Below are 25,056 nucleotides of genomic sequence, written 5' to 3'. Positions count from 1 at the left end.
TTTTCGGGCTTTTATTAACACTCTCGTGCCATATCCGCCGGCAAACCCCGGTAAACCTGAGCAATTTGATGAACGGCGTTTAGAATTTTTTACATGGCAGTTGTTAATTAAAATCAACGAGGCTAAGCTCCCGAAAAGCTCGTTCAAGTGACAGACTTCGAGGTGAATAAAAATGGCATTCAAGCCATTGATCGGCGTTACTGCGTGCGTCAAACGGATTGGCCTGCACCCCTATCACATCAGCGGCGACAAGTACGTACGTGCTGTCAGCGTTGGCGCTCAAGGGTTGCCGGTGGTCATTCCTTCCCTCGGCAATCTGACTGAAATCGATGACCTGCTCGGTCAGCTTGACGGTCTGTTGCTGACCGGCTCGCCGTCTAACGTGGAGCCCTTCCACTATCAAGGCCCGGCCAGTGCGCCCGGCACGGATCATGATCCAGCCCGCGACGCCACCACCCTTTCTTTATTGCGTGCAGCCATCGCTGCCGGCGTTCCGGTGCTAGGCATCTGCCGTGGCTTCCAGGAAATGAACGTGGCCTTCGGCGGCAGCCTGCATCAAAAGGTGCACGAGCTGCCCGGCATGCTCGATCACCGCGAGGCCGACAGCCCGGATGTGGCCGTGCAATACGCGCCGGCCCATGCGGTCAGCGTGATCGCTGGCGGCGTGTTCGAAGCGCTGGAGCTGCCCGACGAATTTCAGGTCAATTCGATTCACAGCCAAGGCATCGACCGCCTCGCTCCCGGCCTGCGCGCTGAAGCCGTGGCGCCGGATGGCCTGATCGAAGCGATCTCGGTCGAGCACAGTCCGACCCTCGCCCTCGGCGTGCAATGGCACCCGGAATGGCAGGTGCTGGACAACCCGAACTACCTGAAGATTTTCCAGGCGTTCGGCGAGGCTTGCCGGCAACGGGCGGCGAAGCGCAGTCAGCGCTGACGCAATCGCCAAATAAATAACGATTTACTGCCCCCACGGCTGGCGGGTGTGCGTTTGCACATCCGTCAGTCGTGAACCGCAACACCCGTGATAACAACAAGTACGACCCAGGCAGCCAGGACGGCGGCGCCGAACAAGCCGGACGGCAGGAGCAAGACCTTCAGATCAATGCAAAACCCTGTGGGAGCGAGCTTGCTCGCGAAAGCGGTGTGTCAGGTAACAACGATGTCGGCTGACACGACGTCTTCGCGAGCAAGCTCGCTCCCACAGGGGGATGTGATCCGACTGGGAATGCACCTGCAGGCTTGCAATCCACTTAAGCCCGGCCACGTTGGCCAGGCACACGAAACCTGTTGGGAGTTTCACATGGCAAACGCCTCCAGCACTTACCGCAAGGCACTCGAAGGTCATCAGCAACCGAAAAAGGTGCTGGTGAAAGTCGATCGTGTCACCAAGAAGTTCGACGAAACCGTGGCCGTGGACGATGTGTCCCTGGAGATCCATCAGGGCGAGATTTTCGCGCTGCTGGGCGGTTCCGGGTCGGGCAAATCGACGCTGCTGCGTATGCTCGCCGGTTTCGAGCGGCCGACCGAGGGGCGGATTCTGCTCGATGGCGTGGACATCACCGACATGCCGCCCTATGAGCGGCCGATCAACATGATGTTCCAGTCCTACGCGCTGTTCCCGCACATGACCGTGGCGCAGAACATCGCCTTCGGCCTCAAGCAGGACCGTTTGCCCGCCAGCGAAATCGATGCCCGCGTCGAAGAAATGCTGCGTCTGGTGCACATGACCCAATACGCCAAGCGCCGCCCGCACCAGTTGTCCGGCGGCCAGCGACAGCGCGTCGCCCTCGCCCGCTCGTTGGCCAAACGGCCAAAGCTGTTGCTACTCGACGAGCCGATGGGTGCGCTGGATAAAAAACTGCGTTCGCAGATGCAGCTGGAGTTGGTGGAGATCATCGAGCGCGTCGGCGTGACCTGCGTCATGGTCACCCACGATCAGGAAGAAGCCATGACCATGGCCCAGCGCATCGCGATCATGCACCTGGGCTGGATCGCGCAGATCGGCAGCCCGGTGGACATTTATGAGGCGCCGGTCAGCCGCATGGTCTGCGAATTCATCGGCAACGTGAACGCCTTTGACGGCACCGTGGTGGAAGACCTGGAAGGCCACGCGATCATTCACAGCCCCGACTTGCAGCAGAAGATCTATGTCGGTCACGGCGTCAGCACGTCGGTACAGGACAAGTCGATCACCTACGCCATCCGCCCGGAAAAAATGCTTGTCAGCACCACTCAACCGGAGTTCCGCTACAACTGGTCCGAAGGCAAGGTCCACGACATCGCCTACCTCGGCGGCCACTCGGTGTTCTACGTCGAGCTGCCCGGCGGCAAGATCGTCCAGTCGTTCATGGCCAACGCCGAACGCCGTGGCGCGCGGCCGACCTGGGACGACAAGGTCTACGTCTGGTGGGAAGACGACAGCGGCGTGGTGCTGCGCTCATGAGAACTTTCAATCAGCAATTCTTGCGCCTGGTGCCCAGCGGACGAAAACTGGTGATCGGCATTCCGTTCATCTGGCTGTTCCTGTTCTTCATGCTGCCGTTCTTTCTGGTGATGAAGATCAGCTTCTCGGAAGCCGCGCTGTCGATCCCGCCGTACTCGGAGATCTACACCTTCGCCGAACAGAAATTCCAGCTGCTGATGAACATCGGCAACTACACGCTGCTCGGTGAAGACGAGCTGTATCTGTCCGCATACCTCGGCTCGCTGAAGGTCGCGGCACTGAGCACGCTGATGTGCCTGGTGATCGGTTTCCCGATGGCCTACGCGATCACCAAGACCGGCAAGGAAACCCAAAACGTCCTGCTGCTGTTGATCATGATGCCAACCTGGACGGCGATTCTGATCCGCGTGTATGCGTGGATGGGCATCCTCAGCAACAACGGTCTGCTCAACGGGTTCCTGATGTGGACCGGGCTCACCGATCATCCGATCGAGATCCTCAACACCAACACTGCCGTCTATATCGGTGTGGTTTACGCGTATCTGCCGTTCATGGTGCTGCCGCTCTACGCCAACCTGGTCAAGCATGACAACAGCCTGCTGGAAGCCGCGCAGGATCTGGGCTCAAGTAACTTCAACAACTTCTGGAAGATCACCGTGCCACTGGCCAAGAACGGCATCATTGCCGGCTGCATGCTGGTGTTCATTCCGGTGGTCGGCGAGTTCGTGATTCCGGAACTGCTGGGTGGCCCGGAGACGCTGATGATCGGCCGCGTGCTGTGGCAAGAGTTCTTCAATAACCGCGACTGGCCGGTAGCGTCCGCGCTGGCAGTGGTCATGCTGTTGATCCTGATTGTGCCGATTCTGCTGTTCAACCGCAGCCAGGCCAAAGAGATGGAGGCACGGGGATGAAACGCTTCAACTTTTCCAGATTCATGCTGATCTTTGGCTTGATGTTCATTTATCTGCCGATGCTGATCCTGGTGATCTACTCGTTCAACGCCTCGAAACTGGTGACGGTGTGGGGCGGCTGGTCGATCAAGTGGTATGTCGGCCTGCTCGACAACACGCAACTGATGGGCTCGGTGGTGCGCTCGCTGGAAATCGCCTGCTACACCGCGATTGCCGCTGTGGCACTGGGCACCCTCGCCGCCTTCGTCCTGACGCGGGTGACGCGCTTCAAGGGCCGCACGCTGTTTGGCGGCCTGGTCACCGCGCCGCTGGTGATGCCTGAGGTGATCACCGGTCTGTCGCTGTTGCTGCTGTTTGTGGCGATGGCGCAACTGATCGGCTGGCCGCAGGAGCGCGGCATCGTCACCATCTGGATCGCCCACACCACCTTTTGTGCCGCTTATGTCGCGGTGGTAGTCTCCGCGCGCCTGCGGGAGCTGGATCTGTCGATTGAAGAAGCGGCAATGGATCTGGGCGCGAAGCCGTTCAAGGTGTTTTTCCTGATCACCATTCCGATGATCGCGCCGTCGCTGGCGGCGGGCGGGATGATGTCGTTCGCCTTGTCGCTGGATGATCTGGTGCTGGCGAGCTTCGTCTCCGGCCCGGGTTCGACAACCTTGCCGATGGAAGTGTTCTCGGCGGTGCGCCTGGGTGTGAAACCCGAGATCAACGCCGTGGCCAGTCTGATTCTGCTGGCAGTGTCGCTGGTGACCTTCCTAGTCTGGTACTTCGGTCGCAAGGCAGAAGCCAACCGCAAGCGGGCGATTCAGGAAGCGATGGATCAGACCGCAAACGAGTCGTGGCAACACCCAGCAGCGGCGACTGCCTGAGCAACACCGATGAACAACTGTGGCGAGGGGATTTATCCCCGTTGGGCTGCGAAGCGGTCCCTGCAGTTCTACCTGAAGACTCCGTATTCAGTTTTTGCGACTGCTTCGCAGCCGAGCGGGGATAAATCCCCTCGCCACAAGGTTCAAGTGCACCGAGCTTTTGTTTTGTTGAATAAAAAGAAGGGAGTTGTACCGATGAAAATGTTTGGCAGGACTCTGCTGACACTGTCCTTAATGGGCGCAATGGTCATGGGCGCCCAGGCCAACGACAAGGTGCTGCGTGTTTACAACTGGTCCGATTACATCGCGCCGGACACCGTGAAAAAATTCGAAGACGAAACCGGCATTCGCGTGACCTACGACGTCTTCGACAGTAACGAAACCCTGGAAGCGCGCCTGCTCGCCGGCAAATCCGGTTACGACATTGTCGTGCCGTCGAACAGTTTTCTGGCCAAACAGATCAAGGCCGGCGTCTATCAGCCGCTGGACAAATCGAAGCTGCCGAACTGGAAGAATCTCAACCCGGTGCTGCTGAAAAACGCCTCTGCCAGTGATCCCGACAACGCTCACGCGTTCCCGTACATGTGGGGCTCGATCGGCATCGGTTTCAATCCAGCCAAGGTCAAGGAAGTACTCGGCGCCAACGCCCCGACCAACTCCTGGGACCTGCTGTTCAAACCGGAGAATGCGGAAAAACTCAAAGCCTGTGGCATCAGTTTCCTCGATTCGCCGACCGAGATGCTCCCGGCCGCCCTGCACTACCTGGGCTATCCGGTGAACGACAAGGACAAGGCGCACATTGCCGAGGCCGAAGCGCTGTTCATGAAAATCCGCCCGTACGTGGCGTATTTCCATTCCTCGAAGTACATCTCCGATCTGGCCAACGGCAACATCTGCGTGGCGGTCGGTTACTCCGGCGACGTCCTGCAGGCCAAGGCGCGTGCGGTGGAATCGGGCAACAACGTGGTGATCGACTACAGCATTCCCAAGGAAGGCGCCGGCAGTTTCTACGACATGGTCGCCATCCCCCGTGATGCGGCGAACGTCGACAACGCCTACCTGTTCATGGACTTCCTGATGCGCCCGGACATCATCGCCGAAGTCACCAACAGCATCGGCTACAGCAACGCCAACGCAGCGGCCACGCCATTGGTGGACGAAGCGATTCGTAACGAACCGGGCTCGTATCCGTCGCAAGCGGTGATGGCAACCTTGTATGCGGTGCCGGATCAGCCGATTGCCACGCAGCGGATCATGACGCGCGGCTGGACGCGGGTGAAGCTCGGCAAGTGAGCCCACCAACACTCCTACAGTGGTCCGGTGTTATGGCAGCAAGATTGATCGTTCCCACGCTCCGCGTGGGAATGCAGCCCGGGACGCTCCGCGTCCCATTCGACGGCAGACGCAGAGCGTCCATTGACGCATTCCCACGCAGAGCGTGGGAACGATCTGCGCAACCCTTTCCGTTCACGCAGCGCCTTACCACCGCTGCCCCCTGCTCTGAACGGCCTCACCCGGCTCCCTCGGCTCGGGTGAAATTGCAGGCGCCTTCGGGCGCCTTTTTTTGTCCGTTCAGACCAGCGGCCAGTCCTGCACAACCCGATAGCGGCCCTTGTGTGATTCGAACAGGGCGAAGCGTTCAGCGCGCAGAAAGAACTCCGGCGGCGTACTCGCTTCTGGCTCCGGCGCGCGGTATTCACGGGCGAGGGTCAGGTGCGGGCGAAACTCATGGGTGGGCTCGTCAAAACCGAACGGCAACATTGCCTGCTCCAGCGCGTAGACCAGGCGCAACAACGCCGGCGGTGCCTGCTCGGGCGCCAGCGACAACACACCGGCGCGATGCCAGACCTGCAACCGATCCAGCGCAAGCTGCAACGCTTCGCCCGGAATACGCACACTGCCTGCGGCTTCACAAACGCCGTGGATCTGCGCCAGCGGCACCGCCCCAAGAAACAGCAAAGTCAGATGAAAGTTATCCGCCGGCACCGGTTTACCGCTGCGCAAGCCCAGTTCCGAACGCCACTGGGCGATGGCTTTGCGCTGCGCCGGCGGGCAATCCAAAGCGAAAAACAGCCGTTTCGACGGTTCATCCTTGCGCACCCCATCAATCATTGCCCTGCCCCCCTTTTTCGTCATCATCGAGCCGATTCAACACAGCCTGTTCTGACGACTCGTGACAGGAAGCTATAGTTCAAGGATTGCCAACAACCGGAGGCTGCCATGCGCGATATCCTCAGCAAAGAACCCTGGTGGGCCCGGCCACCAAATCCTGGACAGGACGAAAGCGAACTTGAATGGGGCTGGCTGGTGCATTACAACGAAGGCGAACCCCGCTTCGAATTCGTCCGCGAACGGCCAACCGACGAACAGATCCGCAACCGCAAGGGCTGTCGCATCACGCCGTCTCCCGAGTGACGCAAACCCGAGGTCGCCTGCCCGCAAAGCAGGCGACCCGGTTTCAGACCTGGGCCTGAGCCCCTTCGAACCACGCCAGTTTTTCGCGCAGCTGCACCACCTCGCCAACGATCACCAGTGTGGGCGCATGCACTTCATGCTCCGCCACCAGTCGCGGCAAGTCGGCCAGAGTGCCGGTGAAGACCCGCTGGTTGACCGTGGTGCCCTGCTGAATCAGTGCCGCCGGGGTATCCGCCGCACGACCATGCTTGATCAACTGCTCGCAGATGATCGGCAGGCCGACCAGGCCCATGTAGAACACCAGCGTCTGCGCCGGGGCGACAAGGTCAGCCCATGGCAGATCGGTAGAACCGTCCTTCAAGTGGCCAGTGACAAACCGCACGGATTGCGCGTGATCACGATGGGTCAACGGAATCCCGGCATACGCCGCGCAACCGCTGGCCGCCGTGATGCCTGGCACGACCTGGAATGGAATGCCGTGGGCTGCCAGTTCTTCGATCTCTTCGCCACCGCGGCCGAAGATGAACGGATCGCCGCCCTTCAACCGCACCACGCGCTTGCCGGCCTTGGCCAGATCGACCAGTTGCTGGTTGATCTGATCCTGCGGCACGGCGTGTTCGGAGCGACGCTTGCCGACATACACCCGCTCAGCGTCGCGACGGCACAATTCGAGAATCGCCGGCGCTACCAAGCGGTCATAGAGCACCACATCGGCTTGCTGCATCAGCCGCAGCGCGCGGAAGGTCAACAGATCCGGATCACCCGGACCGGCACCGACCAGATAAACCTCGCCCGTGGTGACCATGGGCTCGCCATCGACCTTGGCCTGCAACAGGCGCTCGGCTTCCGCGCCTTGCCCGGCCAGTTGGCGATCAGCGATCGGGCCCTGGAAAACGTCTTCCCAGAAGCCGCGACGCTGCTGCACATCCGGAAACAGGTTTTTTACCTGATGGCGGAAGCGCGCCGCGAGCCCGGCGAGCTGACCGTAAGTCGAAGGAATCCAGGTTTCAATCTTGGCGCGAATCAAGCGCGCCAATACCGGCGCATCGCCGCCGCTGGAGACTGCAATGATCAACGGCGAGCGGTCGACGATTGCCGGGAAGATCACGCTGCACAAGGCCGGCGCATCCACCACATTGACCGGCACGCAACGCCGGTGGGCATCGGTGGAGACTTGCGCGTTTAGCGTTTCGTCGTCGGTCGCGGCAATGATCAGCCCGCAACCGTCCAGATCCGTTTCGGCGTAACCGCGCAACAGGCATTCACCGCCGCTGGCAGCGACCAGTTCAGCCAGTTGCGTTTCAATTTCAGGTGCGACCACCCGCAGCAGCGCACCGGCATCGGCCAGCAGGCGGGATTTGCGCAAGGCAATTTCCCCCCCACCGACAACCAACACACGACTGCCGCGCAGGTTGTGAAACAGCGGCAGATATTTCATTTAGCCGATGACCTCAAGGCCACCCATGTACGGCTTGAGCACGTCCGGCACGCGGATCGAACCGTCGGCCTGCTGGTAGTTTTCCAGCACTGCCACCAGAGTACGACCGACCGCCAGGCCGGAACCGTTCAAGGTGTGCACCAGCTCAGGCTTGCCGGTTTCCGGGTTGCGGAAACGTGCCTGCATACGACGGGCCTGGAAGTCGCCGCAGTTGGAGCACGAGGAAATTTCGCGGTACTTGTCCTGGCTCGGAATCCACACTTCTAGGTCGTAGGTCTTGACCGCGCTGAAGCCCATGTCACCGGTGCACAGTGCCAGGGTGCGGTAAGGCAGACCGAGCAGTTGCAGGACTTTTTCGGCGTTGGCGGTCAGGCCTTCCAGCGCTTGCATCGATTGCGACGGCTCGACGATCTGGACCATTTCGACTTTGTCGAACTGGTGCTGACGAATCATGCCGCGCGTATCCCGGCCCGACGCACCGGCTTCGCTGCGGAAGCACGGGGTGTGGGCGACGAACTTGATCGGCAGCAGTTTCGAATCGACGATTTCGCCGGCAACAATGTTGGTCAGTGACACTTCGGCCGTCGGGATCAGGTACAGATCGGCTTCACCTTCGCGGGCGATCTTGAACAGGTCTTCCTCGAATTTCGGCAGCTGGCCAGTGCCTTGCAGCGCCGGGGCCTGGACCAGGTAAGGCGTGTAAGCCTCTTCGTAGCCATGCTCGTTGACGTGCAGGTTGATCATGAACTGCGCCAGCGCGCGGTGCAGGCGGGCGATCGGACCCCGCAGCAAGGCGAAACGTGCACCGGACAGCTTGGCGGCAGTTTCGAAATCCAGCCAGCCGAACTTCTCGCCGAGGGCGACGTGGTCTTTTACTTCGAAATCGAACTGGGTCGGCGTGCCCCAACGACGCACTTCGACGTTGTCGTCTTCGTCCTTGCCGACCGGAACCGACTCATGCGGCAGGTTGGGAATACCAAGCAGGATCGAATCCAGTTCGGTCTGGATCGCGTCCAGCTCGACCTTGCCAGCGCTCAGTTCGCCCGCCATGCGCTCGACATCTGCCATCAACGGCGCGATGTCTTCGCCACGCTGCTTGGCCTGGCCGATGGATTTGGAACGCGCATTACGCTCAGCCTGCAGTGCTTCGGTGCGGGTCTGGACGGTCTTGCGCTGTTCTTCCAGCGCTTCGATGCGCGCGGTGTCCAGGGCAAAGCCACGGGAAGCCAGGCGGTCCGCTACGTCCTGAAGGTTGCTACGTAACAGTTTGGAATCGAGCATGTCGGTTTCTCGTTATCAAAGTTTGGTCAGGGACAGGCCGGCCCACGTGGCGAGCAGCCCGCCGAATACGCTGAGTGCCGCATAGCCCAGGGCCAGCAACACCTGCCCGCTTTCCAGCAGGCGCACCGTATCCAGTGAAAAAGATGAAAAAGTCGTCAGCCCCCCGAGGAAGCCGACCATCAACCCGGCACGCACCTCGATCGGCACCTCCGGGCGTATCAAAAACAGGCCGTACAACACGCCGATCAACAGGCAGCCCACGATATTAACGGCCAGCGTCGCGGTATAGAAGTGCCGCGGCCAATTGGCGCTGACCCAATTACCCGTGGCGAAGCGCAACAATGTGCCGGCAACACCGCCGACCGACACTGCAAGGATCAATGGGACCACTATTTTCTCCGCTGCCGAGGGCTCAGACGATCGAGTTGCGCGAGGTGATTGAGCTTCTCGCCGATCTTCAACTCCAGGCCACGGGGCACTGGCTGATAGAACGCAATCGGCTCGAGTTCTTCCGGGAAATAGTCTTCCCCGGCGGCATAGGCGTCGGGCTCGTCATGGGCGTAGCGGTACTCGTCGCCATAACCCAATTGTTTCATCAGCTTGGTTGGCGCATTGCGCAGGTGCAGCGGCACTTCCAGCGAACCGTTTTCGGCAGCGGCACGCAGTGCGGTTTTGAAGCCCATGTACACCGCGTTGCTTTTCGGTGCACAGGCCAGATAAGTAATGGCTTGAGCGACAGCCAGTTCGCCTTCGGGGCTACCGAGCCGCTCCTGCACTTCCCACGCGGCCAGGCACAGGCTCAGCGCGCGCGGATCGGCGTTGCCGATGTCTTCGCTGGCCATGCGCACCACGCGCCGCGCCAGATACAGAGGATCACAGCCGCCGTCGATCATCCGCGCAAACCAGTACAGCGCGCCGTCGGGGTTGGAGCCGCGCACCGATTTGTGCAGCGCCGAGATCTGGTCGTAGAACGCCTCGCCGCCCTTGTCGAAACGTCGCCGGGTATCGCCGAGCAGGCTTTGCAGCAGCTCGGTGCCGATTTCGCTGTTGTCTTCAGCCAGATCGGAGGCATTCTCCAGCAGATTGAGCAGACGCCGGCCATCGCCATCAGCGGCGGACAGCAGCATCTGGAAACCCTCATCGCTCAGGGTCAGGTTACGCTTGCCCAAGCCGCGCTCTTCGGTGAGTGCGCGGTGCACCAGTTTACGCAGCGCCGCTTCGTCGAGGCTTTTCAACACGTACACACGGGCACGTGACAACAAGGCGTTGTTGAGTTCGAAAGATGGGTTTTCGGTGGTGGCGCCGATGAAGATCAGCGTGCCGTCTTCAACGTATGGCAGAAAGGCGTCCTGCTGCGACTTGTTGAAGCGGTGTACTTCGTCGACAAACAGGATCGTGCGTTTGCCGTACTGGCCGGCCTGCTGCTTGGCAATCTCGACGGCCTGGCGGATTTCCTTGACGCCGGCGAGCACCGCCGAGACCGTTTCGAAGTGCGCATCGGAGACTTCCGCGAGCAAGCGCGCCAGAGTGGTCTTGCCCACGCCCGGCGGCCCCCAGAAGATCATCGAATGCAGCGCGCCCTGCTCCAGCGCCTCGCGCAGAGGCTTGCCGCGAGCGAGCACGTGTTCCTGACCGACGTACTCATCCAGATTGGCCGCACGCAGACGCGCGGCCAAGGGTTGGGCAATCGGTGCACTGCGAAACAGATCCATCACGTAGCGTTGAAACCTCTGATTTTCTGAAATCTGCTGAAGAACCTGTGGTGAGGGGATTTATCCCCGTTGGGCTGCGAAGCGGCCCCAAAAGCGACGACTGCTGGGCAGCCGGACGGGGATAAATCCCCTCGCCACAATAGCCCCTCAATAGCAGGCCCTCACCACAAGGGCCGGTGTTTATTCCTGGATGACGTCGGCACCCTTTGGAATGTCGAACTTGAATTTCGACGCCGGCACCGCTTCGTTGGCCTTGACCCCGGTAAACAGGATATTCGTACGCTGGCCGACGCTGTCAATCAGTTGCATGTCATTGAGCAGGCCGTTGCGGAACGACAGGCGCAGGTTGTCGAACAGGGTGTCCTTGGTTTTTGGCTTGAGGATGAAGTCGATCACACCGCCCGCCTCTTTCGCACTGATGTCGAAGCTCTGACTGATCTTCGAGACATCGCCGGACAGCAGCAGCGCAGGGGTTTGGGTCAGACGCTCGTCGAGCTTCTTGATGGTGGCCTGCTCCAGGTCCGGGTCCCAAAGGGTGACTTTCTTGCCATCAGAGACCATGGTCTGCTCGGCTGGCGCGTTGGTGTGCCAGTAGAACAGGCCCGGACGCTGCAGAGTCATGTTGCCGGTGGTTTCCTGCAACTGGGTGCCGCCGCCGTCGAGGGTCAACTGCGAGAAGTTGGCCGACAGGGTTTTCGATGTTTCGAGCAATTGGGTCAAACGCGCCACGTCCTTTTCATCGGCGTGGGCCGTGAGTGTGGTCAGCGCCAGTATTGGCAACAGCATGCGGATAAGGCGCATGAGAGTCCTCTTGAATACTCGTGGGAGAGTGGCGGAACGTCATTGTCCCGCCTCTTGCTTGTGAATCAGTCGCGTACCGGGCCCGGGGCCAGAACTTCACGCGAACCGTTGGTGTTCATTGAGGTGACGACGCCGGCCATCTCCATCGCCTCGATCATCCGCGCAGCGCGGTTGTAACCGATCTTCAGCTTGCGCTGAACAGCGGAAATTGACGCGCGACGGCTTTCGAGGACGAACTGCACCGCTTCGTCATACAGCGCGTCGGCTTCCGGATCATCACCGTCGCCACCACCACTGCTGCCTTCAAAGCCGCTGCCCGCCTCTTCGACACCGTTGAGGATGTCGTCGTTGTATTCCGGCGCGCCGCGCAGCTTCCACGCTTCGACCACGCGGTGAACCTCATCGTCGGAGACGAATGCGCCGTGCACGCGGATCGGCAGACTGGTGCCCGGCGGCATGTAAAGCATGTCACCGTGACCGAGCAGTTGCTCGGCGCCACCCTGATCGATGATCGTCCGCGAGTCGATCTTGCTCGACACCTGGAACGCCATCCGAGTCGGGATGTTGGCCTTGATCAGACCGGTGATCACGTCCACCGAAGGGCGCTGGGTCGCGAGGATCAAGTGAATCCCCGCCGCACGCGCCTTCTGGGCGATACGGGCGATCAGTTCTTCAACCTTCTTGCCGACGATCATCATCATGTCGGCGAATTCGTCGACCACCACGACGATGGTCGGCAGTTTCTGCAGCAATGGCGCTTCGTCGTGAATGCTTTCGCGCTTGTACAGCGGATCGCTCAACGGCTCGCCGGCCTCCTGGGCTTCCTTGACCTTGGCGTTGAAGCCGGACAGGTTACGCACGCCCATCTTGGCCATCAGCTTGTAGCGACGCTCCATCTCGGCAACGCTCCAGCGCAAGGCGTTGGCCGCGTCCTTCATGTCGGTCACAACCGGGCAGAGCAGGTGCGGGATACCCTCGTAGATCGACAGTTCGAGCATTTTCGGGTCGATCATGATCAGCTTGGCGTCGTCCGGGCCGGACTTGAACAGGATTGACAGGATCATCGCGTTCACGCCCACCGATTTACCGGAACCGGTAGTACCGGCCACCAGCAAGTGCGGCATCTTCGCCAAGTCGGTGATGACCGGCTTGCCGCCGATATCGTGACCGAGCGCCAGGGTGACCGGCGATTTGAAGTTGTCGTACTCAGGCGTCGACAGCACCTCGGAGAAGCGCACGATCTGACGGTCTTCGTTGGGGATTTCGATACCGACAGTGGTCTTGCCCGGAATCACCTCGACCACCCGCACACTGGTCACTGCCAGCGATCGCGCCAAGTCCTTGGCCAGGTTGGCGATACGGCTGACCTTCACGCCGGCCGCCGGCTGAATTTCGTAACGGGTAATCACCGGACCCGGATGAATCGAATCCACCGTGACTTCGACGCCGAACTCCTTGAGCTTGATTTCCAGCAAGTGGCCGACCGCTGCCAGGGATTCAGGCGAATAGTTGAGCTGTTTCTTTTCCGCAGGATCAAGAATCGAAATCGGCGGCAAGGTGCCTTCCACGGCGCTGTCGACGAACAACGGCGCCTGCTTCTCTTTCTGCACGCGTTTGCTCGGCTCCGGCGCCTTGGCCGGTGCCGGCGCGATGACCGGCGGCACCTGCTTCTCGCGGTCGGACATGTGCTTGCTCAGCGCTTGCTCGCGCTCGATCAGGCGTTCCTTGACCTTGGCCTGTTCACGCTTGTCAGTGACAGTCGGTGCGACCACATCGTGGACGCGGTCATCGACTTCACGCAGTTGCGCCACCAGTTGCTTGCGCTCGGTGCGCGCCGACCACCAGCGATTGAGCGCGCCCTGGAACAGTTCGAACAGATCGAGGGTGATCTTGCCGGTGACGTCCATCACCTTGAACCACGACAAGTCGGTAAATACGGTGAGGCCGAACAGGAACAGCGCGATGAACAGAAGCGTGCTGCCCTGAATGTTCAGCGCATTCTTTGCCAGATCGCCAAGGCTTTCGCCCAGGGCACCGCCAGCGCCGGCAGGCAGGCCGGTCGCGGCATGGAAATGAATGTGCGCGAGAGCAGCACCGGAAAGCACCAAAAACACCAGACCGATCAGACGCCAGGAGAAAAGCCAGCCGCTCCACTGCCACGGTTCATGGCGTTGACGGAAAATCTGGTATGCCTTGACCGCCAGCAACAACGGAAAGATATAGGCGAAGTAACCGAGCACCATGAACAGGATATCGGCGCTGTACGAGCCGGCCGGGCCGCCGAAGTTCTGCACATCGTCGATCTTGCTGTTATGGCTCCAGCCGGGGTCGTCCTTGCCGTAAGTGAGCAAAGCCATCATCAGGAACAGGCACAAGGCGCCAATGGCGATCAATGCACCTTCCTTGAGCCGGTAGTGCAGTTGCTGGCGCCAGAGCGGAACGACTGTTTTGGGTGCTTCGGTGGTCTTCTTCAAAACGCTTCTTTTCCTGCGCCCGAGGCGCGTCCATCTATTGAATGACGATAAAAAACTGCCCAATCCAGGCAGGTAAAAAAGGTGAAAAGCTCAACTGAGACTACTTTTAACACTGTGCCACTGGTTTTATAAACACAGCCATAAACACTGTGCACAGCGAAAAGCCCGTCACAACCCGGCATTGTACGGGTTTGTGCGCCCGACGCCATGCTTGAGAGCAGAGCCTTGAGCATAGCCAAACGCATGCGAATTGCGTTGCAATTGGAGCATGCATTGTCTTTTGTGACAAAGGCTTATGACGTGTATTTGATGAACGTAGCGAGGCCGGCCGAATTCGCTGGACGGAATGCGTACAGGCATCGATACGGTGACGCTTACGACCACGGACGACACATCAAGTTGCAGCTCAATGCTCACTCCATCAAACATCGCTGCAGGACATTGACGGCGTTTCGCGGCAAACTCTTCCACGGGGTCTTTACGCTCCCCTGACCGCCCTCCCCTTCTGCAAGCCCGGATGCCATGCTGACTTGGTTACAACGTAATTCCCTGACCTTTCCGCCCCTGGAAAAAGCCATGCGCGAGCCGAACGGATTGCTCGCTGCCGGCGGCGATCTGTCCGCCGACCGCCTGATTCAGGCCTATCGCCATGGCTGCTTTCCCTGGTTCTCCGAAGGCCAACCCATTCTCTGGTGGTCGCCAGACCCTCGCACCGTGCTTTTCCCCGACGAACTGCACGTCTCGCGCAGTCTTGCCAAATTGCTGCGCAAGCAACGCTATCAAGTGACCTTCGATCAGGATTTCGACGCCGTCATCCGCGCCTGCGCTGCACCGCGTGATTACGCCGACGGCACCTGGATCACCGAGGCCATGCAGGATGCTTACGTAGAACTGCATCGACGCGGCTTCGCTCATTCGGTTGAGGTCTGGGACGATGGACAGCTGGTGGGCGGCCTGTACGGCCTGGCGATGGGCCAATTGTTTTTCGGCGAGTCGATGTTCAGCCGCGCCGACAACGCTTCAAAATACGGCTTCGCCACGCTGGTCCAGCATCTGAAAGCCGCCGGTTTTGTGCTGATCGATTGCCAGATGCCGACGGATCACCTGCACAGCCTCGGTGCGCGGTCGATTCCGCGCGACGAATTCGCCGACTATCTGCAGCGCCATCTCGATCAACCGAATTCGGCGACCTGGGTTTGCTGAGCGACTTTTGCGCAGGTGGCTTACACTTAATCCACCAGCTTATCCCGAGGGTTGATTCATGACCGAGTTGGCGCGATTGAAGTTCTATGCCACTCAGCCCCACTCTTGCAGTTATCTGCCCGAGGAGCAGGCCACGACGCTGTTTCTCGACCCGAGTCAGCCCATGGATGTGCACGTCTACGCAGATCTGTCGGAAATGGGCTTTCGTCGCAGCGGCGATCACCTGTACCGGCCGCATTGCCAGAATTGCAATGCGTGCGTGCCTGCGCGCATCCCTTCCGCTCAGTTCATCGCCAACCGTCAGCAGAAGCGTATCTTCAAACGCAACGCCGATCTGCAAGTGCAGCCGGTCAAGCCGCAATTCAGCGAAGAATATTTCGACCTGTACCAGCGCTACATCGAACAGCGGCACGCCGACGGCGACATGTACCCGCCGAGCCGGGACCAGTTTTCGACGTTCTTGGTGCGCGACCTGCCCTTCTCGCGCTTCTACGAGTTCCGACTCGACGGACGGCTGCTCGCGGTGGCGGTCACCGATCTGCTGCCTAACGGCTTGTCTGCGGTGTACACGTTCTACGAACCGAACGAAGAGCGCCGCAGCCTCGGTCGTTACGCGATCCTTTGGCAAATCGCCGAGAGCCAGCGTCTGGGTCTTGAGGCGGTGTATCTGGGGTACTGGATCAAGAACTGCAAAAAGATGAACTACAAGACGCAATATCGGCCCATCGAATTGCTGATCAATCAGCGCTGGGTCGTCCTGAACTGAACCTGCGGCCTAAACCCCTTGGCGTAAACACCATTTTTCGGGCACAATGCACGCCGCTTTTGCCTGGCGCAGTTGCACCGGGCCATTCATTGGATACCGAGGGCTTTACTGCATGTCGAAAGAAGACAGCTTCGAAATGGAAGGCACTGTCGTCGACACCCTGCCCAACACCATGTTTCGTGTGGAGTTGGAAAATGGGCACGTCGTAACCGCGCATATTTCCGGCAAGATGCGCAAGAACTACATTCGTATTCTTACCGGCGACAAAGTGCGCGTCGAGCTGACGCCCTATGATTTGAGCAAAGGGCGGATCACTTACCGCGCTCGTTAATCAAGTCAATACAGAACGCCCGGGTTATGCCGGGCGTTTTTGTGTCTGGGTTTTGAGGTTTTGGGGCTGGCGGTTTCGCACTTACAGCATGCAAATCAAAAGATCGCAGCCTTCGGCAGCTCCTACACAATGAGCATTCGCCCTGAGGTCGAGTGTCAGCTCGCCTGCTTTTGATCTTGATCCACGGGCGACTTCGGGAGGCTGAGCGGAGGGACTGATCCGGGCGTGGGAGCGCAGCGACCGTCTGGCGCAGCCAGACACAGCGGAAGGAGGTGCAGCGAAGCAAACCGTAGCCGCTGCGCCCGGATCAGTCCCGGAGCGAAGGAACCCGAGCCTGCGAGGGCCGAACGCAGGAGCAAGCGTTTTTTGCTTACTTTTTTTAGGCGTTTGTAAAAAAGTGAGTCGCCGTAAGGGCGAAACCCTAAGCAGCCGTAACCGCAGCAACGGATATACACCTAAAACCACTAAACAACGAGCAACAAAAAGGCGCCCGAAGGCGCCCTCTTGATCCACAGCCGTCAGGCCATCTCTGCCGTAGTTTCGAAGTCAAACGTCAACTCCCCGTCCTTGATGTCGATGTGCACCACACCGCCATGCTCGGCCAGTTCGCCAAACAGAATCTCCTCCGCCAACGGACGCTTGATCTTGTCCTGGATCAGACGCGCCATCGGACGTGCGCCCATCGCCGAATCGTAACCCCCGGCCGCCAGCCAGCTGCGCGCCGCATCGGTAACTTCGAGCAACACACGCTTGTCTTCCAGCTGCGCCTGAAGCTCGGTGAGGAACTTGTCCACCACGCTTTTGATGACCTCATGGCTGAGGCGACCAAACTGGATAATGGTGTCCAGGCGGTTGCGGAATTCCGGCGTGAAACTCTTCTTGATCACTTCCATCGCATCAGACGAGTGATCCTGATGGGTGAAACCGATCGAAGCCCGCGCGGCCGTTTCGGCACCGGCGTTGGTGGTCATGATCACGATCACGTTGCGGAAATCCGCCTTGCGCCCGTTGTTATCGGTCAGCGTACCGTGGTCCATGACCTGCAGCAGCAGGTTGAAGACTTCCGGATGCGCCTTCTCGATCTCATCGAGCAGCAATACGCAATGCGGCTGCTTGGTGATCGCTTCGGTCAACAGACCGCCCTGGTCGAAACCGACATAACCCGGAGGCGCACCGATCAGACGCGATACGGTATGACGCTCCATGTACTCGGACATGTCGAAACGCACCAGTTCAATACCCAGCGCTTTGGCCAACTGACGCGCAGCCTCGGTTTTACCGACACCGGTGGGCCCTGCGAACAGGAACGAACCGACCGGCTTGTCCGGCGACTTGAGCCCGGCCCGGGACAGCTTGATCGCGGTCGACAGCGAATCGATTGCCGCGTCCTGACCAAATACCGTCAGCTTCAGGTCACGCTCCAGATTACGCAGCAGCTCCTTGTCGGAACTGGTGACGTGCTTTGGGGGAATCCGCGCGATTTTCGCGACGATGTCTTCGACCTGTGGCACATCGATACGCTTGACGCGCATCTCCACCGGCTGCAGACGCTGGTAGGCGCCCGCCTCGTCTATCACGTCGATAGCCTTGTCCGGCATGTGCCGGTCATTGATATAGCGCGACGCCAGTTCGGCGGCGGCACGCAATGACTCATCGCTGTACTCGATGCTGTGATGCTGCTCGAAGCGCCCTTTCAGGCCACGCAGGATACCGATGGTGTCTTCCACCGACGGCTCTACGACATCGACCTTCTGGAAACGACGGGCCAAGGCGCGGTCCTTCTCGAAGATGCCGCGGAATTCCTGGAACGTGGTCGAACCGATGCAGCGAATGTCGCCAGACGACAGCAGCGGCTTGAGCAGGTTGGAGGCATCCATCACGCCACCCGACGCAGCGCCCGCACCGATGATGGTGTGGATCTCGTCGATGAACAGGATCGCTTGCGGACGTTTTTTCAGTTCATTGAGCAGTGCCTTGAAGCGCTTCTCGAAATCACCGCGATACTTGGTGCCCGCGAGCAGAGCGCCAAGATCGAGCGAATAAACAACCGCATTGGCCAGCAGATCCGGCACCTGATTGTCGACGATGCGCTTGGCCAGGCCTTCGGCAATCGCGGTTTTACCCACGCCTGCTTCACCGACCAGCAGCGGATTGTTCTTGCGCCGGCGCGCGAGAATCTGCGCGACACGCTCGACTTCCGATTCACGGCCGACCAGCGGATCGATGCGACCCTGGCGCGCAAGTTCGTTGAGGTTGCTGGCATAAGCATCCAGAGGATTGCCTGAAGAAGAAGACTCACCGCCCTCGTCGTCCTGCATATCTTGTTCACCTTCAGAGTGATCGCCATGCCCCGGCACTTTCGAAATGCCGTGGGCGATGTAGTTGACGACATCAATGCGCGCCACGCTCTGCTGTTTCAGCAGGAACACGGCCTGACTCTCTTGCTCACTGAAGATGGCGACCAGCACGTTGGCGCCGGTCACTTCGCGCTTGCCCGAGCTCTGTACGTGGAAAACAGCACGCTGCAGGACACGCTGGAAGCCCAGGGTTGGCTGGGTTTCGCGATCCTCGTCATGCACGGGGATCAATGGCGTGGTGGAGTCGATGAACTCCTGCAGATCATGCTTGAGTTTGTCGAGGTTTGCGCCGCAGGCACGCAAAACGGTGGCGGCAGCCTCATTATCCAATAGGGCCAGCAGGAGATGTTCGACGGTCATGAATTCATGACGCTTCGAACGAGCCTCCTTGAAGGCTAGATTGAGGGTGACTTCGAGCTCGCGGTTTAACATAGCTTCACCTCATACCCAAGTGGTCGGCGATTAACCGTCCTTCTCGATTTCACAGAGTAGCGGATGCTGGCTTTCCCTGGCGTACTGGTTGACCTGCATGGCCTTTGTCTCGGCGATGTCGCGGGTAAACACTCCACATACTGCCCGGCCTTCTGTATGGACGGCCAGCATGACCTTGGTCGCCAGCTCGCGATTCAGGTTAAAAAACACCTCGAGCACTTCGACGACGAAATCCATCGGTGTGTAGTCATCGTTGAACAAAACCACCTTGTACATCGGCGGCGCCTGTAACGCGGGCTTTGCTTCCTGAACAGCAACGCCTGCCGAATCGTCGTCGTGCTCCTGTGGAAGATCCTTTTGGAGAAGCGGGCGATCCTGATTGAATGTTAGTCGAATCTGGCTGATTGCATGCATGGAAAAAAAGGTTCGTCAGTTGTGCGAATACAGTGGTGGGGGCGGTTGCACACGTTTTCAACTACGACTGCCCGGTCACCTTGACTATCGGGAAAACGGTGTTACAACCAATAGAGCCCACAGTGGGTAAAAAAGATCCGCGGAGTCAATTCTTTTATCGAATTCGATTGCGGATGTCGTGGATGATACTCCAGCGATGGAGTCTGTTGCAGAGGGATTTGAGCATGGCTGTCGGCAAGGTGAAATGGTTCAACAATGCCAAGGGGTACGGCTTCATCATTGAGGATGACAAGTCGGAAGACCTGTTTGCGCATTACACGGCGATCAAGATGGATGGATATAAGACCCTTAAGGCCGGGCAAGCCGTGAAATTTGACATCATCCAAGGGCCAAAGGGCCTGCATGCAATCGAAATTCACAACATCGTCATTGCAGCGCCCGACCCGGCTGTCGGCGGTGCAGTCGGCGCCGCTGCTGCGGCCGCCGCTGCCACGGCCAAAGCGATGAGCTGACTGATTTCCACCTGAACATCAGCCACAAAAAAAACGCCTGAAAATTCAGGCGGTTTTTTTGGTTGTCCGCGTTTTACATATGCGAAATCAACGCATCGCCGAACCCCGAAGACGAAACCAGCTTGGCCCCATCCATCAAACGCTCGAAATCATAAGTAACAGTCTTCGCGCTGATCGCACCGTTGGTACCCTTGATGATCAGGTCCGCCGCTTCGGTCCAGCCCATATGACGCAACATCATCTCTGCCGAGAGAATCAGCGAGCCCGGGTTGACCTGGTCCTTGCCGGCATATTTTGGCGCGGTACCGTGGGTCGCTTCGAACATCGCCACGGTATCGGAGAGGTTGGCGCCCGGCGCAATACCGATACCACCGACTTCTGCCGCCAGGGCATCGGACAGATAGTCACCGTTGAGGTTGAGCGTAGCGATCACATCGTATTCGGACGGACGCAGCAGGATCTGCTGGAGCATGGCGTCGGCGATAGCGTCCTTGACCACAACGTTCTTGCCGGTTTTCGGGTTCTTGAACTGCATCCACGGACCGCCGTCGAGCAGGGTCGCGCCGAATTCTTCGGCCGCCACTTCATAGGCCCATTCCTTGAAGGCACCCTCGGTGAACTTCATGATGTTGCCTTTGTGCACGATGGTCAGCGAGTCGCGATCATTGTCGACCACGTATTGCAGGGCTTTACGCGCCAGACGCTTGGTCCCTTCGCGCGATACCGGCTTGACGCCGATGCCGCAGTTTTCGTCGAAACGGATCTTGGTGACGCCCATTTCTTCTTTAAGGAATTTGATGACCTTGGTGGCTTCCGGCGAACCGGCCTTCCACTCGATACCGGCGTAGATGTCTTCGGAGTTCTCGCGGAAAATGGTCATGTCGACGTCGCCGGGTTTTTTCACCGGGCTCGGCACGCCTTCGAACCAGCGCACCGGGCGCAGGCAGACGTACAGGTCGAGCTGCTGACGCAGGGCCACGTTCAGCGAGCGGATGCCGCCACCGACCGGGGTGGTCAGCGGGCCTTTGATGGAAACCACGTAATCCTTGACTGCGTCGAGGGTTTCCTGCGGCAGCCAGGTGTCCTGGTCATAAACCTGAGTGGCTTTTTCGCCGGCGTAGACTTCCATCCAGGAAATCTTGCGCTTGCCGCCGTAGGCCTTTTCAACAGCAGCATCGACAACCTTGATCATCACCGGACTGATGTCGACACCAATACCGTCACCTTCGATGAAGGGGATGATCGGGTTATCAGGAACATTGAGAGAATGGTCTGCATTGACAGTGATTTTGTCACCGACGGCTGGAACCTGAATCTTCTTGTAACCCATGCTGAACTCCATTGTTTGGATTGAACACCTGGCTTGCTTCGAGCGTAACCCAGTTGTATCAACACGCAAACCCTATGTTCCGCCGCCGTGTACATCTCGTTTCGTACAAGCCTGAAAGCAAAGGGAAAAGCGCCAAACTCCAGCATTCGTAACGAGTCCTTGCCCGATGCCGCCCTGCGACCTTTAGACCAATGGACGAGAATCGTTGCATATGAACCATCGGCAGATTGCCAGCTACCTATGTATAATGCCGCCCGCTGACCACAGGGTCACGACGGCTGGCCTCTCTAGCACGAGACTTTCCGCCTGATTGGTCGGGTTGTTACCGCAGCCTGACTGCTTGACGCTCTACTGATGCACCCAACATCACCGCGAAGAATCTCGACATTCGGTTCATGGATGACTTTGAACGAACGCGCTTACCCGGCGCCCCTCGAGTTTCTGCGCACGCTTTAGCAAAGAAGAGAGAGTTAATCCGAATATGCCCACCCGCTCGAAGATCATCTATACCTTCACCGACGAAGCTCCTGCCCTCGCCACCTATTCCCTGCTGCCGATCATCGAGGCTTACACCGCCTCGGCCGATATCGCCGTGGAAACCCGCGATATCTCTCTTGCAGCGCGCATCCTGGCAAGCTTCCCCGAGCAACTGGGCGACAAAGCCGTAGCCGACCACCTCGCCGAACTGGGCGACCTGGCCGTTACGCCTGAAGCCAACATCATCAAGCTGCCGAACATCAGTGCTTCGGTGCCGCAACTGCAAGCCGCGATCAAAGAGCTGCAGGCGCAGGGCTACAACCTGCCGGACTACCCGGAAACCGTGACCAGCGACGCCGACAAAGACGCCAAGGCGCGTTACGACAAGGTCAAGGGCAGCGCCGTGAACCCGGTTCTGCGTGAAGGCAACTCCGACCGCCGCGCTCCGCTGTCGGTGAAGAACTACGCACGCAAGCACCCGCACAAAATGGGCGCCTGGGCCAAAGACTCCAAGTCCCACGTTGCGCACATGAGCACCGGCGATTTCTACGGCAGCGAAAAAGCTGTCCTGATCGACGCCGCTGACGCTGTGAAGATCGAACTGATCGCCAAAGACGGTGCTGCCACCGTTCTGAAAGAAAAAACCACCGTTCAGGCTGGCGAGATCCTCGACTGCGCCGTGATGAGCAAAAACGCCCTGCGTGCGTTCATCGCTGCCGAAATCGAAAGTGCCAAGGCCCAGGGCGTGCTGCTCTCGGTGCACTTGAAAGCGACCATGATGAAGGTCTCCGACCCGATCATGTTCGGCCAGATCGTTGCCGAGTTCTATAAAGACGCACTGACCAAGCACGCTGACGTGCTGAACCAGATCGGCTTCAACCTGAACAACGGCATCGGCGATCTGTACGCGCGCATCAAGGCCCTCCCGGCCGAGCAGCAAGCGCAGATCGAAGCCGATATCGCCGCGGTCTACGCCGTTCGTCCGTCGCTGGCGATGGTCAACTCCGACAAGGGCATCACCAACCTGCACGTGCCGAGCGACGTCATCGTCGACGCCTCGATGCCAGCGATGATCCGTGACTCCGGCAAGATGTGGGGCACCGACGGCCAGCTGCACGACACCAAGGCGGTGATCCCGGATCGCTGCTACGCGACCATCTACCAGGCCGTGATCGAAGATTGCAAAGCCAACGGCGCTTTCGACCCGACCACCATGGGCAGCGTGCCGAACGTCGGTCTGATGGCGAAGAAAGCCGAAGAGTACGGTTCCCACGACAAGACTTTCCAGATCAAGGCAGACGGCGTTGTTCGCGTCACCGACAGCAAAGGCAAGCTGCTGATGGAGCAGGCTGTCGAAGCCGGCGATATCTTCCGCATGTGCCAGACCAAAGACGCGCCGATCCAGGACTGGGTCAAACTGGCCGTCAACCGTGCTCGCGCGAGCAGCACGCCGGCGATCTTCTGGCTCGACCCGATGCGCGCCCACGATGGCGTAGTGATCGAGAAGGTTCAGGCGTACCTGAAGGATCACGACACCAGCGGTCTGGACATCCAGATCATGGCGCCGGTCGATGCGATGAAGTACACCCTGCAGCGCACCCGCGAAGGCAAGGACACCATTTCGGTGACCGGCAACGTACTGCGCGACTACCTGACCGACCTGTTCCCGATCATGGAACTGGGCACCAGCGCCAAGATGCTGTCGATCGTGCCGCTGATGAACGGCGGTGGTCTGTTCGAAACCGGCGCTGGCGGTTCGGCGCCGAAGCACGTGCAGCAACTGGTTGAAGAGAACTTCCTGCGCTGGGATTCGCTGGGTGAATTCCTCGCCCTCGCCGCTTCCCTTGAGCATCTGGGCGTGAACTACAACAACCCGAAAGCGCTGGTGCTGTCGAAAACCCTGGACCAGGCCACCGGGCAGTTCCTCGACAACAACAAGTCGCCATCGCGTAAAGTCGGCAATATCGACAACCGCGGCAGCCACTTCTACCTGGCGATGTACTGGGCTCAGGCCCTGGCGGCCCAGACTGAAGACGCGGCACTGCAAGCGCAGTTCGCGACGCTGGCGAAAACCCTGACCGAGAACGAAGCAACCATCGTTGCCGAACTCAACGCCGTTCAGGGCAAGCCAGTCGACATCGGTGGTTACTACCACGCCGACGCCGAGCTGATCAGCAAGGCCATGCGCCCAAGCGCAACCTTCAACGCGGCGATCGCTGCGCTGGTTTAAGGTTGTAATGCGGTAAACAGACCCCGGCCTTGTGCCGGGGTTTGTGTTTCCGGGTTTTGTGATCACCACAAAACTTTGTGGGAGCTGGCTTGCCAGCGATGGCAGTTTATCATCCAGCATGGATGGTGACTGAACCACCGCTATCGCTGGCAAGCCAGCTCCCACAGGGATTGGGGTTTAACCAACAGATTGAGGAAGGTTTTATGGAATGGCTCCCCCACATCACCGTCGCCACCATCGTCGAGGACAACGGCCGTTTTCTGATGGTTGAAGAGCACAAGGGCGGGCGCAATGTGCTCAACCAGCCCGCCGGGCATCTCGATCCGGATGAAACCCTGATCGACGCGGCGATTCGCGAAACCCTCGAAGAAACCGGTTGGGACGTCGAACCCACCGGCGTGATCGGCATTTATCTGTATACCGCGCCGAGCAACGGCGTGACTTACCAGCGCATATGCTTCAGCGCCAAAGCCGTGCAGCATCACCCGGATTACCAACTCGACGACGGCATCGTCGGCGCCAAGTGGCTGACCCGCGACGAATTAGTCGCCCAGCGCGACAACTGGCGCAGCGAGCTGATCATCCGTTGCATCGACGATTATCTGGCCGGTCATCACTTCAGCCTCGAACTGATCCGCCCTTCTCTTTAGCCTTGCGGCC

Annotated in this window: 23 protein-coding genes; 12 read left to right on the top strand and 11 right to left on the bottom strand. The window is 59.3% G+C overall.

The features are described 5' to 3' along the window. Nucleotides 1-172: 172 nt before the first annotated feature. From ACMYUN_RS25215 to ACMYUN_RS25195, 5 genes are all read left to right on the top strand, one after another. Nucleotides 173-934: a gamma-glutamyl-gamma-aminobutyrate hydrolase family protein gene (locus tag ACMYUN_RS25215; protein ID WP_415762090.1), complete on the top strand. Its 762-nt coding sequence runs from the start codon at nt 173-175 to the stop codon at nt 932-934. A gap of 366 nt (nt 935-1,300) precedes the next feature. Then, nucleotides 1,301-2,443 (top strand): ABC transporter ATP-binding protein, encoded by a 1,143-nt coding sequence (locus ACMYUN_RS25210; protein ID WP_039763289.1) that lies wholly within the window; start codon nt 1,301-1,303, stop codon nt 2,441-2,443. Then, entirely contained in the window at nt 2,440-3,354 is a 915-nt protein-coding gene (locus tag ACMYUN_RS25205) for an ABC transporter permease subunit (RefSeq protein WP_415762089.1), read from the top strand. Before ACMYUN_RS25210 ends, ACMYUN_RS25205 begins: the two co-directional genes overlap by 4 nt. Continuing rightward, complete coding sequence (locus ACMYUN_RS25200) at nt 3,351-4,223, top strand: ABC transporter permease subunit (RefSeq protein ID WP_415762088.1); 873 nt, start codon at nt 3,351-3,353, stop codon at nt 4,221-4,223. The genes ACMYUN_RS25205 and ACMYUN_RS25200 overlap by 4 nt, the downstream gene beginning before the upstream one ends. Nucleotides 4,224-4,418: 195 nt before the next feature. Beyond that, entirely contained in the window at nt 4,419-5,516 is a 1,098-nt protein-coding gene (locus ACMYUN_RS25195) for a polyamine ABC transporter substrate-binding protein (protein ID WP_024013335.1), read from the top strand. 279 nt (nt 5,517-5,795) lie between these two features. Here the strand turns inward: ACMYUN_RS25195 and thpR are convergent, their stop codons facing one another. Continuing rightward, nucleotides 5,796-6,335, bottom strand: coding sequence for an RNA 2',3'-cyclic phosphodiesterase (thpR, locus tag ACMYUN_RS25190; RefSeq protein WP_415762087.1), 540 nt, complete (start codon nt 6,333-6,335; stop codon nt 5,796-5,798). Between the two features lie 108 nt (nt 6,336-6,443). On the opposite strand from thpR, the gene ACMYUN_RS25185 reads away from it, so the two are divergent. Beyond that, on the top strand, nt 6,444-6,638 hold the full coding sequence (locus ACMYUN_RS25185) for a hypothetical protein (protein WP_415762086.1): 195 nt from the start codon (nt 6,444-6,446) through the stop codon (nt 6,636-6,638). A gap of 43 nt (nt 6,639-6,681) precedes the next feature. Here the strand turns inward: ACMYUN_RS25185 and cysG are convergent, their stop codons facing one another. From cysG to ACMYUN_RS25150, 7 genes are all read right to left on the bottom strand, one after another. Next, nucleotides 6,682-8,076 carry a siroheme synthase CysG gene (cysG, locus tag ACMYUN_RS25180; protein WP_039763295.1) on the bottom strand — a complete coding sequence of 465 codons (1,395 nt, stop codon included), beginning with the start codon at nt 8,074-8,076 and terminating at the stop codon, nt 6,682-6,684. Then, nucleotides 8,077-9,357, bottom strand: coding sequence for a serine--tRNA ligase (gene serS, locus ACMYUN_RS25175; protein WP_039763296.1), 1,281 nt, complete (start codon nt 9,355-9,357; stop codon nt 8,077-8,079). Nucleotides 9,358-9,372: 15 nt separating this feature from the next. Further along, nucleotides 9,373-9,747 (bottom strand): fluoride efflux transporter CrcB, encoded by a 375-nt coding sequence (crcB, locus tag ACMYUN_RS25170; protein ID WP_016775261.1) that lies wholly within the window; start codon nt 9,745-9,747, stop codon nt 9,373-9,375. Beyond that, nucleotides 9,747-11,069: a replication-associated recombination protein A gene (locus ACMYUN_RS25165; protein WP_039763297.1), complete on the bottom strand. Its 1,323-nt coding sequence runs from the start codon at nt 11,067-11,069 to the stop codon at nt 9,747-9,749. Before ACMYUN_RS25165 ends, crcB begins: the two co-directional genes overlap by 1 nt. 180 nt (nt 11,070-11,249) lie before the next feature. Beyond that, complete coding sequence (lolA, locus tag ACMYUN_RS25160) at nt 11,250-11,870, bottom strand: outer membrane lipoprotein chaperone LolA (RefSeq protein ID WP_415762085.1); 621 nt, start codon at nt 11,868-11,870, stop codon at nt 11,250-11,252. A gap of 65 nt (nt 11,871-11,935) precedes the next feature. After that, nucleotides 11,936-14,344: a DNA translocase FtsK gene (gene ftsK / locus ACMYUN_RS25155; RefSeq protein ID WP_039763299.1), complete on the bottom strand. Its 2,409-nt coding sequence runs from the start codon at nt 14,342-14,344 to the stop codon at nt 11,936-11,938. Further along, complete coding sequence (locus tag ACMYUN_RS25150) at nt 14,341-14,577, bottom strand: hypothetical protein (protein ID WP_415762084.1); 237 nt, start codon at nt 14,575-14,577, stop codon at nt 14,341-14,343. The genes ftsK and ACMYUN_RS25150 overlap by 4 nt, the downstream gene beginning before the upstream one ends. 289 nt (nt 14,578-14,866) lie before the next feature. Between ACMYUN_RS25150 and aat the strand changes: the two genes are divergently transcribed. The 3 genes from aat (at nt 14,867) to infA (ending at nt 16,644) form a co-directional block, all read left to right on the top strand. Beyond that, complete coding sequence (aat, locus tag ACMYUN_RS25145) at nt 14,867-15,547, top strand: leucyl/phenylalanyl-tRNA--protein transferase (protein WP_415762083.1); 681 nt, start codon at nt 14,867-14,869, stop codon at nt 15,545-15,547. A 58-nt stretch (nt 15,548-15,605) separates the two neighbouring features. After that, nucleotides 15,606-16,313, top strand: coding sequence for an arginyltransferase (locus tag ACMYUN_RS25140; protein WP_039763302.1), 708 nt, complete (start codon nt 15,606-15,608; stop codon nt 16,311-16,313). 112 nt (nt 16,314-16,425) lie between these two features. Further along, nucleotides 16,426-16,644, top strand: a complete 219-nt coding sequence (gene infA, locus ACMYUN_RS25135) for a translation initiation factor IF-1 (protein ID WP_002553999.1) — start codon at nt 16,426-16,428, stop codon at nt 16,642-16,644. Between the two features lie 518 nt (nt 16,645-17,162). Here infA and clpA read toward each other — a convergent pair. Then, nucleotides 17,163-19,433, bottom strand: coding sequence for an ATP-dependent Clp protease ATP-binding subunit ClpA (gene clpA / locus ACMYUN_RS25130; protein WP_039763303.1), 2,271 nt, complete (start codon nt 19,431-19,433; stop codon nt 17,163-17,165). 30 nt (nt 19,434-19,463) lie between these two features. Beyond that, nucleotides 19,464-19,847 (bottom strand): ATP-dependent Clp protease adapter ClpS, encoded by a 384-nt coding sequence (clpS, locus tag ACMYUN_RS25125; protein WP_011334948.1) that lies wholly within the window; start codon nt 19,845-19,847, stop codon nt 19,464-19,466. Between the two features lie 224 nt (nt 19,848-20,071). Between clpS and cspD the strand changes: the two genes are divergently transcribed. Further along, entirely contained in the window at nt 20,072-20,359 is a 288-nt protein-coding gene (gene cspD / locus ACMYUN_RS25120) for a cold shock domain-containing protein CspD (protein WP_415762082.1), read from the top strand. Nucleotides 20,360-20,432: 73 nt separating this feature from the next. Here the strand turns inward: cspD and icd are convergent, their stop codons facing one another. Continuing rightward, nucleotides 20,433-21,689, bottom strand: coding sequence for an NADP-dependent isocitrate dehydrogenase (gene icd / locus ACMYUN_RS25115; protein WP_415762081.1), 1,257 nt, complete (start codon nt 21,687-21,689; stop codon nt 20,433-20,435). Nucleotides 21,690-22,170: 481 nt separating this feature from the next. Between icd and ACMYUN_RS25110 the strand changes: the two genes are divergently transcribed. Together ACMYUN_RS25110 and ACMYUN_RS25105 are read left to right on the top strand one after the other, a co-directional pair. Next, nucleotides 22,171-24,396, top strand: a complete 2,226-nt coding sequence (locus tag ACMYUN_RS25110; protein ID WP_071172899.1) for an NADP-dependent isocitrate dehydrogenase — start codon at nt 22,171-22,173, stop codon at nt 24,394-24,396. 203 nt (nt 24,397-24,599) lie between these two features. After that, a complete protein-coding gene (locus ACMYUN_RS25105) occupies nt 24,600-25,046 on the top strand; it encodes an NUDIX hydrolase (protein WP_039763306.1) in 447 nt (148 codons plus the stop codon). Nucleotides 25,047-25,056: the final 10 nt, after the last annotated feature.

This window comes from Pseudomonas sp. CP4 (assembly GCF_047758505.1).
GTDB classification, from domain to species: Bacteria; Pseudomonadota; Gammaproteobacteria; order Pseudomonadales; family Pseudomonadaceae; genus Aquipseudomonas; species Aquipseudomonas fluorescens_AO.
This window is presented reverse-complemented; position numbering and strand designations above follow the sequence as displayed.

What these genes read in the sequence shown, in the direction of transcription:
- ACMYUN_RS25105 (WP_039763306.1), top strand. Translation starts at nt 24,600, where the DNA reads ATGGAATGGCTCCCCCACATCACCGTCGCCACCATCGTCGAGGACAAC.
- ACMYUN_RS25200 (WP_415762088.1), top strand. Translation starts at nt 3,351, where the DNA reads ATGAAACGCTTCAACTTTTCCAGATTCATGCTGATCTTTGGCTTGATG.
- ACMYUN_RS25185 (WP_415762086.1), top strand. Translation starts at nt 6,444, where the DNA reads ATGCGCGATATCCTCAGCAAAGAACCCTGGTGGGCCCGGCCACCAAAT.
- ACMYUN_RS25150 (WP_415762084.1), bottom strand. Translation starts at nt 14,577, where the DNA reads ATGCTCAAGGCTCTGCTCTCAAGCATGGCGTCGGGCGCACAAACCCGT.
- ACMYUN_RS25210 (WP_039763289.1), top strand. Translation starts at nt 1,301, where the DNA reads ATGGCAAACGCCTCCAGCACTTACCGCAAGGCACTCGAAGGTCATCAG.
- ACMYUN_RS25205 (WP_415762089.1), top strand. Translation starts at nt 2,440, where the DNA reads ATGAGAACTTTCAATCAGCAATTCTTGCGCCTGGTGCCCAGCGGACGA.
- ACMYUN_RS25195 (WP_024013335.1), top strand. Translation starts at nt 4,419, where the DNA reads ATGAAAATGTTTGGCAGGACTCTGCTGACACTGTCCTTAATGGGCGCA.
- ACMYUN_RS25165 (WP_039763297.1), bottom strand. Translation starts at nt 11,069, where the DNA reads ATGGATCTGTTTCGCAGTGCACCGATTGCCCAACCCTTGGCCGCGCGT.
- ACMYUN_RS25140 (WP_039763302.1), top strand. Translation starts at nt 15,606, where the DNA reads ATGACCGAGTTGGCGCGATTGAAGTTCTATGCCACTCAGCCCCACTCT.
- icd (WP_415762081.1), bottom strand. Translation starts at nt 21,689, where the DNA reads ATGGGTTACAAGAAGATTCAGGTTCCAGCCGTCGGTGACAAAATCACT.
- ACMYUN_RS25215 (WP_415762090.1), top strand. Translation starts at nt 173, where the DNA reads ATGGCATTCAAGCCATTGATCGGCGTTACTGCGTGCGTCAAACGGATT.
- lolA (WP_415762085.1), bottom strand. Translation starts at nt 11,870, where the DNA reads ATGCGCCTTATCCGCATGCTGTTGCCAATACTGGCGCTGACCACACTC.
- thpR (WP_415762087.1), bottom strand. Translation starts at nt 6,335, where the DNA reads ATGATTGATGGGGTGCGCAAGGATGAACCGTCGAAACGGCTGTTTTTC.
- ACMYUN_RS25110 (WP_071172899.1), top strand. Translation starts at nt 22,171, where the DNA reads ATGCCCACCCGCTCGAAGATCATCTATACCTTCACCGACGAAGCTCCT.
- clpS (WP_011334948.1), bottom strand. Translation starts at nt 19,847, where the DNA reads ATGCATGCAATCAGCCAGATTCGACTAACATTCAATCAGGATCGCCCG.
- clpA (WP_039763303.1), bottom strand. Translation starts at nt 19,433, where the DNA reads ATGTTAAACCGCGAGCTCGAAGTCACCCTCAATCTAGCCTTCAAGGAG.
- aat (WP_415762083.1), top strand. Translation starts at nt 14,867, where the DNA reads ATGCTGACTTGGTTACAACGTAATTCCCTGACCTTTCCGCCCCTGGAA.
- cysG (WP_039763295.1), bottom strand. Translation starts at nt 8,076, where the DNA reads ATGAAATATCTGCCGCTGTTTCACAACCTGCGCGGCAGTCGTGTGTTG.
- infA (WP_002553999.1), top strand. Translation starts at nt 16,426, where the DNA reads ATGTCGAAAGAAGACAGCTTCGAAATGGAAGGCACTGTCGTCGACACC.
- cspD (WP_415762082.1), top strand. Translation starts at nt 20,072, where the DNA reads ATGGCTGTCGGCAAGGTGAAATGGTTCAACAATGCCAAGGGGTACGGC.
- serS (WP_039763296.1), bottom strand. Translation starts at nt 9,357, where the DNA reads ATGCTCGATTCCAAACTGTTACGTAGCAACCTTCAGGACGTAGCGGAC.